This is a genomic window from Xanthomonas sp. WHRI 1810A (assembly GCF_040202885.1).
GTDB lineage: Bacteria > Pseudomonadota > Gammaproteobacteria > Pseudomonadales > Pseudomonadaceae > Aquipseudomonas.
The window spans coordinates 527,418-542,004 of sequence record NZ_JBEGED010000001.1; the positions used below are offsets into that span (position 1 = coordinate 527,418).

At 59.8% G+C, this 14,587-nt stretch carries 14 protein-coding genes and 1 pseudogene; 4 read left to right on the plus strand and 11 right to left on the minus strand.

Annotation, left to right across the window (positions count from 1 at the left end):
* Positions 1–451: 451 nt before the first annotated feature.
* The 4 genes from ABQX22_RS02370 to ABQX22_RS02385 all read right to left on the minus strand — a co-directional run bounded on the left by ABQX22_RS02370 (position 452) and on the right by ABQX22_RS02385 (position 4,614).
* The gene (locus ABQX22_RS02370) at positions 452–1,216 is read right to left on the minus strand and encodes an amino acid ABC transporter ATP-binding protein (protein ID WP_441005229.1); all 765 of its coding nucleotides are present in this window, start codon (positions 1,214–1,216) and stop codon (positions 452–454) included.
* Positions 1,217–1,226: 10 nt separating this feature from the next.
* A complete protein-coding gene (locus ABQX22_RS02375; protein ID WP_349796098.1) occupies positions 1,227–2,324 on the minus strand; it encodes an amino acid ABC transporter permease in 1,098 nt (365 codons plus the stop codon).
* Between the two features lie 10 nt (positions 2,325–2,334).
* The gene (locus ABQX22_RS02380) at positions 2,335–3,516 is read right to left on the minus strand and encodes an amino acid ABC transporter permease (RefSeq protein ID WP_349796100.1); all 1,182 of its coding nucleotides are present in this window, start codon (positions 3,514–3,516) and stop codon (positions 2,335–2,337) included.
* Between the two features lie 66 nt (positions 3,517–3,582).
* Positions 3,583–4,614, minus strand: a complete 1,032-nt coding sequence (locus ABQX22_RS02385; protein WP_349796102.1) for an amino acid ABC transporter substrate-binding protein — start codon at positions 4,612–4,614, stop codon at positions 3,583–3,585.
* 480 nt (positions 4,615–5,094) lie between these two features.
* On the opposite strand from ABQX22_RS02385, the gene ABQX22_RS02390 reads away from it, so the two are divergent.
* The 4 genes and pseudogenes from ABQX22_RS02390 to ABQX22_RS26840 all read left to right on the plus strand — a co-directional run bounded on the left by ABQX22_RS02390 (position 5,095) and on the right by ABQX22_RS26840 (position 9,570).
* Complete coding sequence (locus ABQX22_RS02390) at positions 5,095–5,763, plus strand: alpha/beta hydrolase (RefSeq protein WP_349796104.1); 669 nt, start codon at positions 5,095–5,097, stop codon at positions 5,761–5,763.
* A gap of 100 nt (positions 5,764–5,863) precedes the next feature.
* Positions 5,864–7,366, plus strand: a complete 1,503-nt coding sequence (gene rhlB / locus ABQX22_RS02395) for an ATP-dependent RNA helicase RhlB (RefSeq protein WP_349796106.1) — start codon at positions 5,864–5,866, stop codon at positions 7,364–7,366.
* 182 nt (positions 7,367–7,548) lie between these two features.
* A pseudogene (locus ABQX22_RS26835) lies at positions 7,549–8,703 on the plus strand (FIST signal transduction protein); the annotation flags it as partial.
* Positions 8,704–9,075: 372 nt separating this feature from the next.
* Positions 9,076–9,570 (plus strand): methyl-accepting chemotaxis protein, encoded by a 495-nt coding sequence (locus tag ABQX22_RS26840; protein WP_441005237.1) that lies wholly within the window; start codon positions 9,076–9,078, stop codon positions 9,568–9,570.
* A gap of 123 nt (positions 9,571–9,693) precedes the next feature.
* On the opposite strand, the gene ABQX22_RS02405 is transcribed toward ABQX22_RS26840, so the two are convergent.
* The 7 genes from ABQX22_RS02405 to ABQX22_RS02435 all read right to left on the minus strand — a co-directional run bounded on the left by ABQX22_RS02405 (position 9,694) and on the right by ABQX22_RS02435 (position 14,435).
* A complete protein-coding gene (locus ABQX22_RS02405) occupies positions 9,694–10,356 on the minus strand; it encodes a DUF799 domain-containing protein (RefSeq protein ID WP_349796110.1) in 663 nt (220 codons plus the stop codon).
* Positions 10,353–10,724: a DUF4810 domain-containing protein gene (locus ABQX22_RS02410; protein WP_349796112.1), complete on the minus strand. Its 372-nt coding sequence runs from the start codon at positions 10,722–10,724 to the stop codon at positions 10,353–10,355. Before ABQX22_RS02410 ends, ABQX22_RS02405 begins: the two co-directional genes overlap by 4 nt.
* Before the next feature lie 22 nt (positions 10,725–10,746).
* A complete protein-coding gene (locus ABQX22_RS02415) occupies positions 10,747–11,334 on the minus strand; it encodes a CsgG/HfaB family protein (RefSeq protein WP_349796114.1) in 588 nt (195 codons plus the stop codon).
* A 361-nt stretch (positions 11,335–11,695) separates the two neighbouring features.
* Positions 11,696–12,145, minus strand: coding sequence for a molybdopterin synthase catalytic subunit MoaE (gene moaE, locus ABQX22_RS02420; protein ID WP_349796116.1), 450 nt, complete (start codon positions 12,143–12,145; stop codon positions 11,696–11,698).
* 2 nt (positions 12,146–12,147) lie between these two features.
* Positions 12,148–12,399, minus strand: a complete 252-nt coding sequence (locus tag ABQX22_RS02425; RefSeq protein ID WP_349796118.1) for a MoaD/ThiS family protein — start codon at positions 12,397–12,399, stop codon at positions 12,148–12,150.
* A complete protein-coding gene (moaC, locus tag ABQX22_RS02430; RefSeq protein ID WP_441005238.1) occupies positions 12,396–12,845 on the minus strand; it encodes a cyclic pyranopterin monophosphate synthase MoaC in 450 nt (149 codons plus the stop codon). Before moaC ends, ABQX22_RS02425 begins: the two co-directional genes overlap by 4 nt.
* Before the next feature lie 195 nt (positions 12,846–13,040).
* Positions 13,041–14,435, minus strand: coding sequence for a PhoH family protein (locus tag ABQX22_RS02435; RefSeq protein WP_349796122.1), 1,395 nt, complete (start codon positions 14,433–14,435; stop codon positions 13,041–13,043).
* Positions 14,436–14,587 lie beyond the last annotated feature (152 nt).

The window sequence follows — 14,587 nt, forward strand, 5'->3', positions numbered from 1 at the left end:
TCGGCCAGAATCAAAAGCCTGGGGGCACGCGGATCTGCTTCTGCCCGGAGGGCGTGGGAGCGTGGCTTGCCCGCGATCTGCCGCGAAGCGGCAGTAAACCCTGCCAACTCGGTTTGCCTGACACACCTCGGTCGCCTGGTTTCAGGGCCGCTACGCACCCCATCGCAGACAAGTCAGCTCCCACGGCCTGCGGCCAGAATCAAAAGCCTTGGGGCACGGCGATCCGCTTCTCCCATGACCGTCGGCCAGAATCAAAAGCCTGGGGGCACGCGGATCTGCTTCTGCCCGGAGGGCGTGGGAGCGTGGCTTGCCCGCGATCTGGCGCGCAGCGGCAGCAAACCCTGCCAACGCGGTCTGCCTGATACACCTCGATCACCGTTCTACAGCGGGGGCGGCATAAAAAAACCCGGACCTGGGTCCGGGTTTCGGGTGTTGCGTTGTGCTCAGCCGATCAATGCAGGATCTGGCTCAGGAACAAACGGGTACGGTCGCTTTGCGGGTTGTCGAAGAAGTCGTTTGGCGCGGCTTCTTCCACGATTTCGCCTTTGTCCATGAAGATCACGCGGTTGGCCACGGTGCGGGCGAAGCCCATTTCGTGGGTCACGCACAGCATGGTCATGCCCTCTTCGGCCAGGCCGACCATGGTGTCGAGCACCTCTTTGACCATTTCCGGGTCAAGGGCCGAGGTCGGTTCGTCGAACAGCATGATCTTGGGCTTCATGCACAAGGCACGGGCAATCGCCACACGCTGCTGCTGACCGCCAGAGAGTTGGCCGGGAAACTTGTGCGCCTGTTCCGGAATGCGTACGCGCTCCAGGTAGTGCATGGCGATTTCTTCGGCTTTCTTCTTCGGCATCTTGCGTACCCACATCGGCGCCAGCGTGCAGTTCTGCAGGATGGTCAGGTGCGGGAACAGGTTGAAGTGCTGGAACACCATGCCGACTTCGCGGCGGATGGTTTCGATCTGTTTCAGGTCCGAGGTCAACTCGGTGCCGTCCACGACGATCTTGCCCTGCTGATGCTCTTCCAGACGGTTGAGGCAGCGAATGGTGGTCGACTTGCCCGAACCCGACGGACCGCACAAGACGATACGCTCGCCCTGACGCACGTTCAGGTTGATGTCTTTCAACACATGGAACTGGCCGTACCATTTATGGACGCCTTCCATCCGGATCATGCCTTCGGCGCCCAGAGGCTTGGTGATAACTTCACTCATGTCAAAACTCCTAACGCTTGTGGCCTGTGTCCAGCTTACGTTCCAAATGCATGGAATAGCGGGACATACCGAAACAGAAGATCCAGAACACCAAGGCCGCGAAGACATAGCCTTCGGTGGCCATACCGAGCCATTTAGGGTCGGCGGCAGCTTGTTTGACGCTGTTGAGCAAGTCGAACAGGCCGATGATGATCACAAGGCTCGTGTCCTTGAACAGCGCGATCACGGTGTTGACCAGACCAGGAATCACCAGCTTCAAGGCTTGCGGCAGAATCACCAGGCCCATCCGGCGCCAGTAACCCAGGCCCATCGCCGCAGCAGCCTCGTACTGACCTTTCGGAATGGCCTGCATGCCGCCCCGCACCACTTCAGCGACGTACGCCGACTGGAACAGAATCACGCCAATCAGGGCCCGCAGCAGCTTGTCGAAGTTCATGCCTTCGGGCAGGAACAGCGGCAGCATCACCGAGGACATGAACAGTACGGTGATCAGCGGCACGCCGCGCCAGAACTCGATGAACGTCACGCACAGCACGCGGATCGCCGGCATTTCCGAACGACGGCCCAGCGCCAGCACCACACCCAATGGCAACGCACCGGCGATACCCACGGTGGCGATCACCAGGGTCAGCATCAGGCCGCCCCATTGGCTGGTCGCCACCTGAGTCATGCCGAACACGCCGCCGTGCAGCAGGAAGTAAGCGACGATGGGGTAGATCACCAGGAACGACAGGCCGTAAATCGCCTTGCGCGGCATCATCTTCAGGAACAGCGGTGCAGCACCGATGATGGCCAGCCAGACGGTCAGGTCAACCCTCCAGCGCAGCTCCTGTGGGTAGTAGCCGTACATGAACTGGCCGAAGCGCTGCTCGATGAACACCCAGCAGGCGCCCGCCTTGGTGCAGTCGGCCTGGGTGGTGCCCACCCAGTTGGCGTTGAAGATCGCCCAGCTCAACAATGGCGGCACGACCAGCCAGACCAGGTAGATCGCGAACAGCGTCAGGACCGTGTTCCACCAGTTGGAGAACAGGTTCTGCCGCATCCATGCCATGGGGCCGAACACTTTGCTCGGCGGCGGCATATCGGGTTTGAAAGTATGGGATGTCATGCGCGTTTCCTCACCGCTCGATCAGCGCAATGCGCTTGTTGTACCAGTTCATCAGCAGGGAAATGCTGATACTGATCGCCAGGTACACGCTCATGGTGATGGCAATGACTTCGATTGCCTGTCCCGTCTGGTTGAGCACGGTACCGGCGAACAGCGAAACCATTTCCGGGTAACCGATACCGGCCGCCAGCGAGGAGTTCTTCGCCAGGTTCAGGTATTGGCTGGTCAGCGGCGGGATGATCACACGCATCGCTTGCGGGATGATGACCTTGCGCAGCGTCGGGCCGGGACGCAGACCCAGCGAACGCGCCGCTTCGGTCTGGCCGTGGGTGACGGACTTGATGCCCGAACGCACGATTTCAGCGATGAACGCTGCCGTGTACACACTCAACGCCAGGGTCAGGGCCAGCAGTTCCGGGATCAACACCCAACCGCCGACAAAGTTGAAGCCCTTGAGCTCGGGCAGTTCCCAATGCACGGGAGAGCCGAAGATCAACGCGCACAACGCCGGGATCACAATGAGCAGGGCAAGACCGGCCCAGAACTTGTGAAACGGCACACCCGTGGCTTCAAAACGCTTGTTTGCCCAGCGTGCCATCAGCACGATCGCGACGATGGCCAGCACAATGCTGATCAGGAACGGCGCGGTTGCATCATTGGTGATGGCGGCCGGCATGTTCAAGCCACGGCTGCTGACGAAGAACGAGCCGAGGAAACCATGAGCCGCACGCGGACCCGGCAGCGTGAGGAATACCGCGAAATACCAGAACAGGATCTGCAGCAGCGGCGGGATGTTACGGAAGACTTCGACGTAAACCGTGGCCAGCTTGTTGATGATCCAGTTGTTGGACAGGCGGGCGACACCGACGACGAATCCCAGCAGGGTTGCCAGAATTACACCGATGAACGTCACCAGCAGGGTGTTCAACAGACCGATGAGGAATACGCGCGCGTAACTGTCCGATTCCGTGAAGGAAATCAGATGCTGCGCGATGCCAAAGCCGGCGCTGTTTTGCAGAAAACTGAAACCTGAGGTAATACCCCGGTGTTGCAGGTTGGTTTGGGTGTTATCGAACAGATACCAACCCATCGCGACTACAGCGATAACCGTGATTATCTGAAATAGCCACGCGCGCACTTTGGGATCGCTGAGGGTCAGCCTCTGCTTTGGTGCGCTGATTTGATTTTGCATGGAGTGCCCCGGTAAAAATTGGAACGAAGCACCCAGCCACGTTTCAAGTGGCCGGGTGCAGGTCAATCAACGCACAGGTGGTGCGTATTGAATGCCGCCAGCGTTCCACAGAGCGTTCTGACCGCGATCAATGGCCAGAGGAGTGGTTTTGCCCAGGTTCTTCTCGAAGATCTCGCCGTAGTTACCGACTTGCTTGACGATCTGAACAACCCAGTCTTTCTTCAGTTTCAGCTGTGGGCCGTAGTCACCGTCGGCACCCAGCAGACGAGCGACGTCCGGGTTCTTGGTGGACTTGGCTTCGGCTTCAACGTTTTTCGAGGTGATGCCCGCTTCTTCAGTGTTCAACAGTGCGTAGCCAACCCAGCGAACGATGGTGGTCCACTCTTCGTCACCACGGGAAACGACCGGACCCAAAGGTTCTTTGGAGATGGTTTCAGGCAGAACGACGTAATCGGTCGGTTTGGCCAGCTTGGAGCGCTGTGCGTAAAGCTGCGATTTGTCGGAGGTCAGCACGTCGCAACGACCGGATTCCAGCGACTTGGCGCTTTCATCGGAGGTGTCGAAGGTGATTGGGGTGTATTTCAGGTTGTTGGCGCGGAAGTAGTCCGACACGTTCAGCTCGGTAGTGGTACCGGCTTGAATACAGATGGTCGCACCGTCCAGTTCCTTGGCACTTTTCACGCCCAGCTTGCTGTTGGCCAGGAAGCCAACGCCGTCGTAATAAGTCACGAAGCCCGGGAATACAAGGCCCATGCTCGCGTCGCGGGAGCTGGTCCAGGTGGTGTTACGCGACAGGATGTCGATTTCGCCGGATTGCAGCGCGGTGAAGCGCTCCTTGGCGTTCAACTGGCTGAACTTGACCTTGGTCGCGTCGCCAAACACTGCAGCGGCAACAGCGCGGCAGAAGTCGGCGTCGATGCCCTGGATCTTGCCACTTGCGTCCGGAACCGAGAAACCTGGCAGACCGTCACTGACGCCGCACTGGATGAAGCCTTTCTTCTGAATGGCATCCAGTTTCGCGCCCGCTTGAGCGAACCCGGTGATACCAAGCGCTGCGGCGGCGGCCACTACGGCCAGGGTGGATTTCAACATCTTCATTCAAACCTCCAGTTTGCTCTTTGTTGTGTAGGAGCTTTAGTCCCGTCGCACCCTTGTGAGGCGTTGATAACCCGTGCTGGCATATTTTTGGGTCACTCGACGCAAGGCCTGAAGCTGCTACCGGCGCGAGATCATCTCGTCAACCGTGTTACAGCGTCATGTCTGGCCTGCGGACTTCAGCTCCCTGATGTTCCCTGACCCTGCGGGCCTGAGACGAATCGTGCCTGGAGTCCTCCCGAATGGACTCCTTGCCGCCCCGGACGGCACTATCCAGTTGCCTGTTAGTGTTACCGACACAGGTGAGCGCTTTCACTCCGCAGGTTTTGTAGCAAAGCCCGTACCACCATGCTGGCATTGTCGAATTAGCGACAGGTCAAGCGCTAAACTTGTAGTCTTGCGACATCTTGATTCATCTTCGAACGCCGGCGCGCACCGCTTTAACGCGCACCGATGGACACCACGCACACAATTGGAGCACTCATGAGCGAACCCCTTATTCTGCAACCCGAAAAGGCAGCCGACGCCTGTGTTATCTGGCTGCATGGCCTGGGCGCGGATCGTTTTGATTTCATGCCCGTGGCCGAGGCTTTGCAGCGGTCGCTACTGACCACGCGCTTCGTGCTGCCGCAGGCGCCCACTCAGGCCGTGACCATCAACGGCGGCTACGAAATGCCCAGTTGGTACGACATCAAGGCCATGAGTCCGGCCCGCGCCATCGACGCCGATCAGCTGGAAGCCTCGGCCCAGCGGGTGCTTGATCTGATTGAGGCGCAGCGTGACAGCGGCATCGACCCGGCGCGCATCTTCCTCGCCGGGTTCTCGCAAGGTGGCGCGGTGGTGCTGCATGCGGCCTTTCTGCGCTGGCAGGGCTCGCTTGGCGGCGTGCTGGCGCTGTCCACCTACGCACCCACCTTTTCGGACGACATGACCCTGTCGGCCAGTCAGCAAAGGATTCCGGTGTATTGCCTGCATGGCTCGAACGACGGCGTCGTCCAGCACGCCATGGGACGCACCGCTTATGAGCACTTGACGGCTCAGGGCGTCACCGCAACATGGCAGGAATACCCAATGGGGCACGAAGTGTTACCGCAAGAGATTGCCGACATAGGCGTCTGGCTCGGGGATCGGCTGCGCCAGGCGACACGCTGACCTTTCATTTGTTCAGCATATTTGGTATGGCACTACGCCGGGCCCTGTTCTTGCTTTACACTGCCCGGCGTACATTCCTTAATCAATTGACGAGATGACCGTGCTCAAAGCACTTAAAAAGATGTTCGGCAAGAGCGAGGCTGAGCAGCTCGCGTCCGCCGCAGCCGCTCCCCTCCCCGTCGCCAAAAGCCCTATCGAAGGCGTACAGCGCGAGCGAACCGCCGCAGTTGCAGCGCCTGTCGCCTTGCCAGCCGAGACCATCCCGCCCGCCCGTCATGCCGCGCCGGGTGAAGCCAAACCGGTTGAGCCAAAAGCTGAACGCCCACGCCGCGAACGCGCACCCGCTGCGCCCAAACCGCCCGTGGTGCCGTGGAAGCTCGAAGATTTCGCCGTAGAACCGCAAGAAGGCAAGACCCGCTTTCACGATTTCGATCTGTCCCCGGAATTGATGCACGCCATCCACGACCTGGGCTTCCCGTACTGCACGCCGATCCAGGCGGGCGTTCTGGGCTTCACGCTCAAGGGCAAGGACGCCATTGGCCGCGCGCAGACCGGCACCGGCAAGACCGCCGCGTTCCTGATCTCGATCATCACCCAGTTGCAGCAGACGCCACCGCCCAAGGAACGCTACATGGGCGAGCCACGTGCGCTGATCATTGCGCCCACCCGCGAGCTGGTGGTGCAGATCGCCAAAGACGCCGAGCTGCTGACCAAGTACACCGGCCTTAACGTCATGACGTTCGTGGGCGGCATGGATTTCGACAAGCAACTCAAGCAGCTTGAAGCCCGCCACTGCGACATCCTGGTGGCCACGCCCGGTCGTTTGCTGGACTTCAACCAGCGCGGCGAAGTGCACCTGGACATGGTCGAAGTCATGGTCCTGGACGAAGCCGACCGCATGCTCGACATGGGTTTCATCCCGCAGGTGCGTTCGATCATTCGCCAGACCCCGCACAAGGGCGAGCGTCAGACCCTGCTGTTCTCCGCGACCTTCACCGAAGACGTGATGAACCTCGCCAAGCAGTGGACCACGGACCCGTCCATCGTCGAAATCGAATCCCTCAACGTCGCCAGCGATACGGTTGAACAGCACGTTTACGCCGTGGCCGGTGCCGACAAATACAAGCTGCTGTACAACCTCGTCACCGACAACGGTTGGGCGCGGGTGATGGTGTTCGCCAACCGCAAGGATGAAGTGCGGCGCATCGAAGAACGCCTGGTGCGTGACGGTGTGAACGCGGCGCAGCTCTCGGGCGATGTGCCGCAGCACAAACGCATCAAGACCCTGGAAGGCTTTCGCGAAGGCAAGATTCGCGTGCTGGTGGCCACCGATGTCGCCGGTCGCGGGATTCACATCGATGGCATCAGCCATGTGATCAACTTCACGCTGCCGGAAGTGCCGGACGACTACGTCCACCGTATCGGCCGTACCGGTCGCGCGGGCGCCGATGGCGTGTCGATCAGCTTCGCCGGGGAAGATGACTCCTATCAGTTGCCGGCCATCGAAGAAAAGCTCGGTCGCAAGATCAGCTGCGAAACCCCGCCGACGCATCTGTTGCGTGCGGTGGTGCGTCAGCCCAAATCTGAACCTGCCGTCGAGTAATCCCCCGTTCCGCTCGCGGCGACGCTCATTGCCGCGCAGCGGGGGTATATCCCCACAGATCGGCGCCTCTTTCGGGGATGATCCGCCAAACGGTCTGACGCCAGATCTCAGCTTTTACCCTCCCAAGCCGATAGCTCAGCCAATAGAAGGTCTTCAAGGCCTTTACTTATTGGATATCGCTCATGAGTTTCTTTTCTCGATTCAAGTCAATCGCCTCCGACAAAACCGGCGTGCTGACGGTCGTGACCACCGCCAGAGAGCTGAGTGCTCAACTGGCGGCCCTGCGTTTCGAGCCTGTTTACCTGACCGGCTTCGTGTCACCGCATGTCGACCTGGAGCAGGCGGCTCGCGCAATCGCCCAGCGATTTCCCAACGCCACACTGAGCCTGTGCACCACCTCGGGTGAGCTGCATTCGGCAGGCGATGGCCTTTACTGCGCCACCGGCAATACGTGGGACAGGATCGTGCTGGCCATGTTTGACGCCAGCGTCATCGCGTCAGCCGAATGCGTACACATCCCCCTGCACAGCGAAGACATTCGCGGTCAGGGGCGCGCGCTGCCCATGCGCGAGCGGCTGGTAAAACTGGTGGATTCAATCAAACGCACCCCGGTGTCGACGGTCATTGATCACCGGGACACGCTGGCCTACGTCACGTTCGACGGGTTATCGGCGTCCGAATCGTTTTTCATGGAAGCCCTTTACGAGTCGGGCCGCTTCCCGTGCCTGTTCGTCGGTGGTTCGGCGGGTGGCAAAAGCGACTTCAAGACCACCGCGATCCACGACGGCAAACGCACCTACGTCAACCACGCCCAGGTGGTGTTTCTCAAGAGCGCAAAAAACACCCGGTTCGGCGTGTTCAAAAGCCAGAACTTCGAGCCGACACCGTTCAGCCTGAGCGTGCTGACCGCGTCCCTGGAAGAGCGTTACATCAGTCAGGTGATCAACGCCCGTGGGGAAATCACCAGCATGGTGACGGCGCTCTGCGAAAAATTCAGCTGCCTGCCTGATCAACTCGAAGGGCACCTGGCCAATTACTCGTTCGCCATTCGCGTGGGCGACGAATTGTTCGTGCGCTCCATCGCCAGGATCGACCAGCAGAGCCAGCGCATTTATCTGTTCTGTGACGTGGCGCCCGGCGAAGAGCTGGTGATGGTCAAGCGTACGCCGCTGGTGGATACCACGCGCGAGGACTTCGCGAAATTCCTGCGCAACAAGCAAGGCACCCCGCTGGTGGGCTTATTGAGCGACTGCATCCTGCGCCGCCTCAACAACGGCGCCGAACTGGGCCGCATGGGTGGCGTGTTCGGCAAGACCCCCGTCGTCGGCTTCTCGACCTTCGGCGAGATCCTGGGCTTGAACCTGAATCAGACCCTGACGGCCGTGTTCTTCTTCCGGGTGCCAGACAACGCCAGCTTCAGCGACGATTACATCGATAACTTCATCGCCTACTACGGTGAGTTCAAAGCGTTTTTCCTGCGCCGCCAGATCAAGAAGCTCTCCGGGCTTAACCATGTGGTGGTCAAGCAGATCGAACAGTTCAAGCTGCGCAACTTCAATTCGGCCATCGACACCAAAGGCCTGGACGAGCACATCAAGCCGGTCTTCTCCGGGCTATCGGATCTGGGCGAGGTGCTGCATCAGGCACACGCGGATCAAGCGGACATCTCGACTCAGCTGCAGCGTTACTCCGGCGAGTTGCATGTGTCCATGGACGAACTGGGTGGCACCATCGACCAGCAAGGGGGCGTCATCGGCAAAGCCAGTGCGACGGTGAATGCCCTGGCAGGGCAAGCGGATGACGTGGTGTTGAGTTCTCGGGAGCTGGCCCAGTCGAGCCTGCGCATTCAGTCCATCGTGCAGGTGATCCAGCAGATTGCCGGGCAGACCAACTTGCTGGCACTTAATGCCGCGATTGAAGCGGCGCGTGCCGGCGAGATGGGCAGAGGTTTTGCCGTCGTGGCAGACGAGGTGCGCAAACTCGCCGAGAAGACTACGCAAAACGCCACCGAGATCGGTTCGGACATCGACCGGCTGAGCAGCGAGATCCGTAAAGTGGCTGAGCACATCGAGCATCAATCCACCGAAGTGGGCACGCTCACCGGCCTGCTGGCAGAACTCGAAGGCTCAAGCCAGCAGACGGCAGGCACGGCCCAGCGCACTCGCCATGTGGCCGATACGTTAATCGGCCTGACGCATCGTTGAAACACGCAGGTAACTGTAGAAGCGAACGTGTTCGCGAAGCGTTTTAGGCTTGCCTGACAAGCCGCTTCGCCAACACGTTGGCTGCTACAGATTGATGCGCGCAACCCGAGAAGGGGCAGATCTTCAGTCAGTGCCGTACTTGGGCGAGCGTGGTCCGTACAGCAGGCCCGCTGGATGACCCGCGGACAACAGACGAGCGCTGGCAATACCGGCAATCGGATGGGCCGCGTCAGTAGAGCTGTTAATAATCTGCTTCACCGCAGCGGTGATCAGCATGCCGATCAAGCCGCCACCACTGTTGTTGCCGCCCTCATCGCTGGAGGCACCGGCGGTACCGGTCCACAGCGTCGTGCCGGTGCGCAGGTCCACCAGTCTGGCGGTCGCCGTCACCAGGGTCTGGCTGCTGATGACCATATAGGTGGTGCCGTACTGAGTCACCTTGATGTACAGGGCCGAATCAGCGCCGAAGATCTCACGCAGCTTGGCGGGCGATGTTTCCTGAATGTCCGTGGCGTTGGTCAGACCGTTCTGCCTGAACGTCTCATCGACCAATCCAACCGGCAGAACGTAGTACCCCGCCTCCGCCAGCGGGAACGTCACCTGGGAGTAAAGGCTATAGGTGGCCTTGACGTCAGGCGACTCGTTGACCGGCGGCATCACCAGGATCGAACGCGGTTTGCTTTCCTTGAACGCCGAATAATCGACAGAGGCTTTCGGTGCGACGCAGCCACCCAGAACGGTTGCAGCCAGCAGACAGGCTGAGAGTTTCAGATAACGTGCGCTCATTTGGAGGCGACTCCTGTCTTGACGTTTCTAAGCAGAAAATCCATGTACGTTGCCGACTCCGGAAACAGCGCTTTCTCGGTGCGCAGCTCCTGAACCATCTGGTCATCCTTGCCCAGGCCGCCATACAGCATGCCCAGTTGCGCGTGATAACCCGGCGGCGGGTTGCCGTTTGTCGCGCGGATCTTTCGCAAGTCTTCTTCCAGCTTGGCGACCTGCACTTCCTTAGGCTCGCCCTTGAAGTACTCGTACACCTCAGGCTGGTAGCTGCCCCATTGGTACAACGTCTTGGGCTGTTGCACACAGCCACCCAGCCACACGGTTGCCGCGACGGCCGCGATCACCCGCAACCCGATCATTTTCTTTGCCATGATGCTGACACTTCCCTGTGAATCAGTTAGTCGTTGGTTTCCAGGCGCCGCTGTCGATAGCGCGCACCATGCTGTTCACCGCCTCACGCATCGCCAGGTCCAGGACCTTGCCGTTGAGCGTCGAGTCGTAGCTGGCGGTGCCGCCGAAGCCGATGATTTCGCGATTGGAGAGTTGGTATTCGCCAGCACCTTGAGTCGAATAAACCACTTCAGAGGTGTTGATGTTGACGATGTTCAGCGCAACCTTGGCGTAGGCAATCTGCTGTTTGCCACGGCCCAGCAAACCAAACAATTGCTGATCGCCGACTTCTTTGCGGCCAAACTCGGTCACGTCGCCCGTGACGACGAAGTCAGCGCCCTTGATCTGCTGAGCCTTGTTCTTGAACGCGGCTTCCTGACCGATCTCGACCATGTTGTCGCGGTCCATCACGCTGAAGCGATGGGTCTGCTGCATGTGGGTGATGAGGATGGTCTTGGCCTGGCCGCCGAGTCGATCAACGCCGTCGGAAAAAATCCCGCGCATGTAGCTGGAACGGTTATCGAATTTGCCCACGGCAATGGGCGTGCGTACGCCGGCATAAGCAGTGGACGCACTTTCGACTTTCTCCACAGGCAGCGCTCGAGAGCTTTCCGTTGCACAACCACCCATCAACGCCAACGTGGCCGCTGTCATCCCTGATAACAAAACGCGCTGTAGCGATTTCACATGAATCTCCAAACTGCCAAATCCTCGAAGGCGATGTGATCGTCCTTCGTGACATCACTGTGATATCAACGGCCGCAATCGTAAGGGGACCCACTACTGACGTCAACACCTATGCCGCCTTTCTGGCGCCATGAATCTGTCGAGCGATTCGAACAAACGCGCTTAGCTGTAGGAGCGCGCTTGCCCGCGATAGCATTCCGTCTCTACACGGTTATCTCGTCTGACACACCGCAATCGCGGGCAAGCGCGCTCCTACAACTTGCACTCACTTCCAGCGATCGGCCGCCGCATGATCACTGTCACGCCCTTCCACCCAGCGCGGCCCCTGTGACGTGGTTTCTTTCTTCCAGAATGGCGCGCGGGTTTTCAGGTAATCCATGACGAAATCGCAGGCCTGGAATGCGGCCTGCCGATGGGCGCTGGCGACACCGACAAACACAATCGGCTCGCCCGGCTCGAGCGCGCCCACCCGGTGCAACACCTCAAGCTTGAGCAACGGCCAACGTTGCCGGGCTTCTTCGACGATCTTGCCCAGGGCCTTTTCGGTCATGCCGGGGTAGTGCTCGAGAAACATCCCCGCCACTTCCCGGCCGTCGTTGAAGTCCCGCACGTAACCGACGAAGCTCACCACCGCACCGACACCGACATTGGCGGCATGCAGGGCGTTGACCTCAGCGCCGGGATCGAACGGCGTGGCCTGCACTCGGACGGCCATGCTCAACCTCCGGTGACAGTGGGGAAAAACGCCACTTCATCGCCCTGCTCGACCGGTTCGTCCAGTTGGCAGAGCTCTTGGTTGCGCGCGCACATGATGTTCGGCTCGGACAGCACATCCCATACGCCACCGCGTCCCAGCAAGTGCTGGCGGACTGCGTCGATCGTGGCGAACGTGCCTTCCAGGCGCTCGCTTTCGGTACCGAGGGTTTCGCGAAACCGGGCGAAGAATTGAACCTGAACGTGGATGGTCATTTCGCCTCCACCGTTTCATCGGCCACGAAATGACCGCTTTTGCCGCCCAGTTTCTCCAGCAGACGCACCTGCTCGATGACCATGCCGCGATCGACGGCCTTGCACATGTCATAGATGGTCAGCGCCGCCACACTGGCGGCGGTCAAGGCTTCCATCTCCACACCGGTCTGCCCCGACAGCTTGCACCGGGCGATGATGTGGACGGTGTCGTGGCCTTCGGCGCTGAGTTCAACCTTGACGCCGGTGAGCATCAGCGGGTGGCACAGCGGGATGAGGTCACTGGTTTTCTTGGCGGCCTGAATGCCGGCAATGCGCGCCACGGCGAACACATCCCCTTTCGGGTGCCCGCCCGAGACGATCATTTGCAGGGTTTCAGGAAGCATGCGCACGCGCGCTTCGGCCACGGCTTCACGGAACGTCACGGCTTTTTCGGTGACGTCGACCATATTGGCGCGACCTTGGGAATCGAGATGAGTCAGCACATTGGTACTCCTGAGCAGGAGCGGGGATTGTAGCGCTTGTGTGCAGTGAACTGTAGGAGCGCGCTTGCCCGCGATAGCGGTGTGTCAGATGACATAAGGGTCACTGACAGATCGCAATCGCGGGCAAGCGCGCTCCTACAGGGTTATGCAGCGGGTTGTTTACAAATGACTCTCCGCATACTCAGCCAGGATCGAGCGTGGCACCCCTTGCAGGGTGATGTGCACGCCGTTGGGGAAATCCTTGAAGCGCTCCGTCAGGTAGGTCAGCCCCGAACTGGTGGCCGACAGGTAGGGGGTGTCGATCTGCGCCAGGTTACCCAGGCAGACCACCTTCGAGCCGGCGCCGGCCCGGGTGATGATGGTTTTCATCTGGTGCGGCGTGAGGTTCTGGCACTCGTCGATCAGGATCAGGCTTTGCTGGAAACTGCGGCCCCGGATGTAGTTGAGGGATTTGAACTGCAGCGGCACTTTGCTCAGGATGTAATCGACGCTGCCATGGGTGTTCTCGTCATCCATGTGCAGGGCTTCCAGGTTGTCGGTGATCGCCCCCAGCCATGGCTCCATTTTTTCAGCCTCGGTGCCGGGCAGAAAGCCGATCTCCTGGTCCAGCCCCTGCACGCTGCGGGTGGCGATGATGCGGCGATAGCGCTTGGTGACCATGGTCTGCTCGATGGCAGCGGCCAGGGCCAGGATGGTTTTACCGGAACCTGCCGCGCCGGACAGATTGACCAGATGGATATCGGGGTCCAGTAACGCAAAAAGCGCCAGGCCCTGGTAGATGTCCCGCGGCTTGAGGCCCCAGGCTTCCTGGTGCATCAACGGTTCCTGATGCATGTCCAGAATCAGCAACTCATCGGCCTTGACCCCTTTGACCCAGCCGACAAAGCCTTGCTCATCAATGATGAATTCATTCATGTGCATCGGCGGCAGGGCTTCGGACAGTTGCACGCGGTGCCAGGTGCGGCCGCGCTCCTGACGGGTGTCGACCTTGCTGACCCGGTCCCAGAACGAACCGGTCATGTTTTGATAGCCGCGCGACAACAGGGCGACGTCGTCCACCAGTTGGTCGGTGCTGTAGTCCTCGGCCGCGATCCCACACGCACGGGCCTTGAGGCGCATATTGATGTCTTTGGTGACCAGCACGATACGCAAGTCCGTTTTACGGGCGTGCAGGTCAATCAATTGGTTGATGATGATGTTGTCGTTCAGGTGCTCGGGCAGCAGGCTGTTGGGCTCTTCGCGCTTGGTCATCAGGATGGACAGATAACCCTTGAGCACGCCTGTACCGCGATCGATCGGTACGCCTTTTTCGACCTCCTCCGGGGTCGCTTCGCCGAGTGTCTTGTCGATCAGTCGAATGGCCTGACGGCACTCGGCAGCAACCGAATGCTTGCCCGCCTTGAGCTTGTCCAGTTCTTCCAGGACGGTCATGGGGATGGCGACGTGGTGTTCTTCGAAATTGAGCAGCGCGTTTGGATCGTGAATCAAGACGTTGGTATCGAGCACGTAGAGGATTGGCTGGTTAGAGGAAGGGGTGCGTCCGTGGTCATCCATACTCGCTCACCTTATTAGAAGCCAGATAGCGCAGCACACAACGATACTGCGCTACAGAAAGGCCGCCGAAACACTTTCCTTGAGGCAGGAAAGAAATGCGCAAAGTGGAGTCTGGGTGACGCCACCTGTGTTGCAGGGTTCGGCGGTCTACT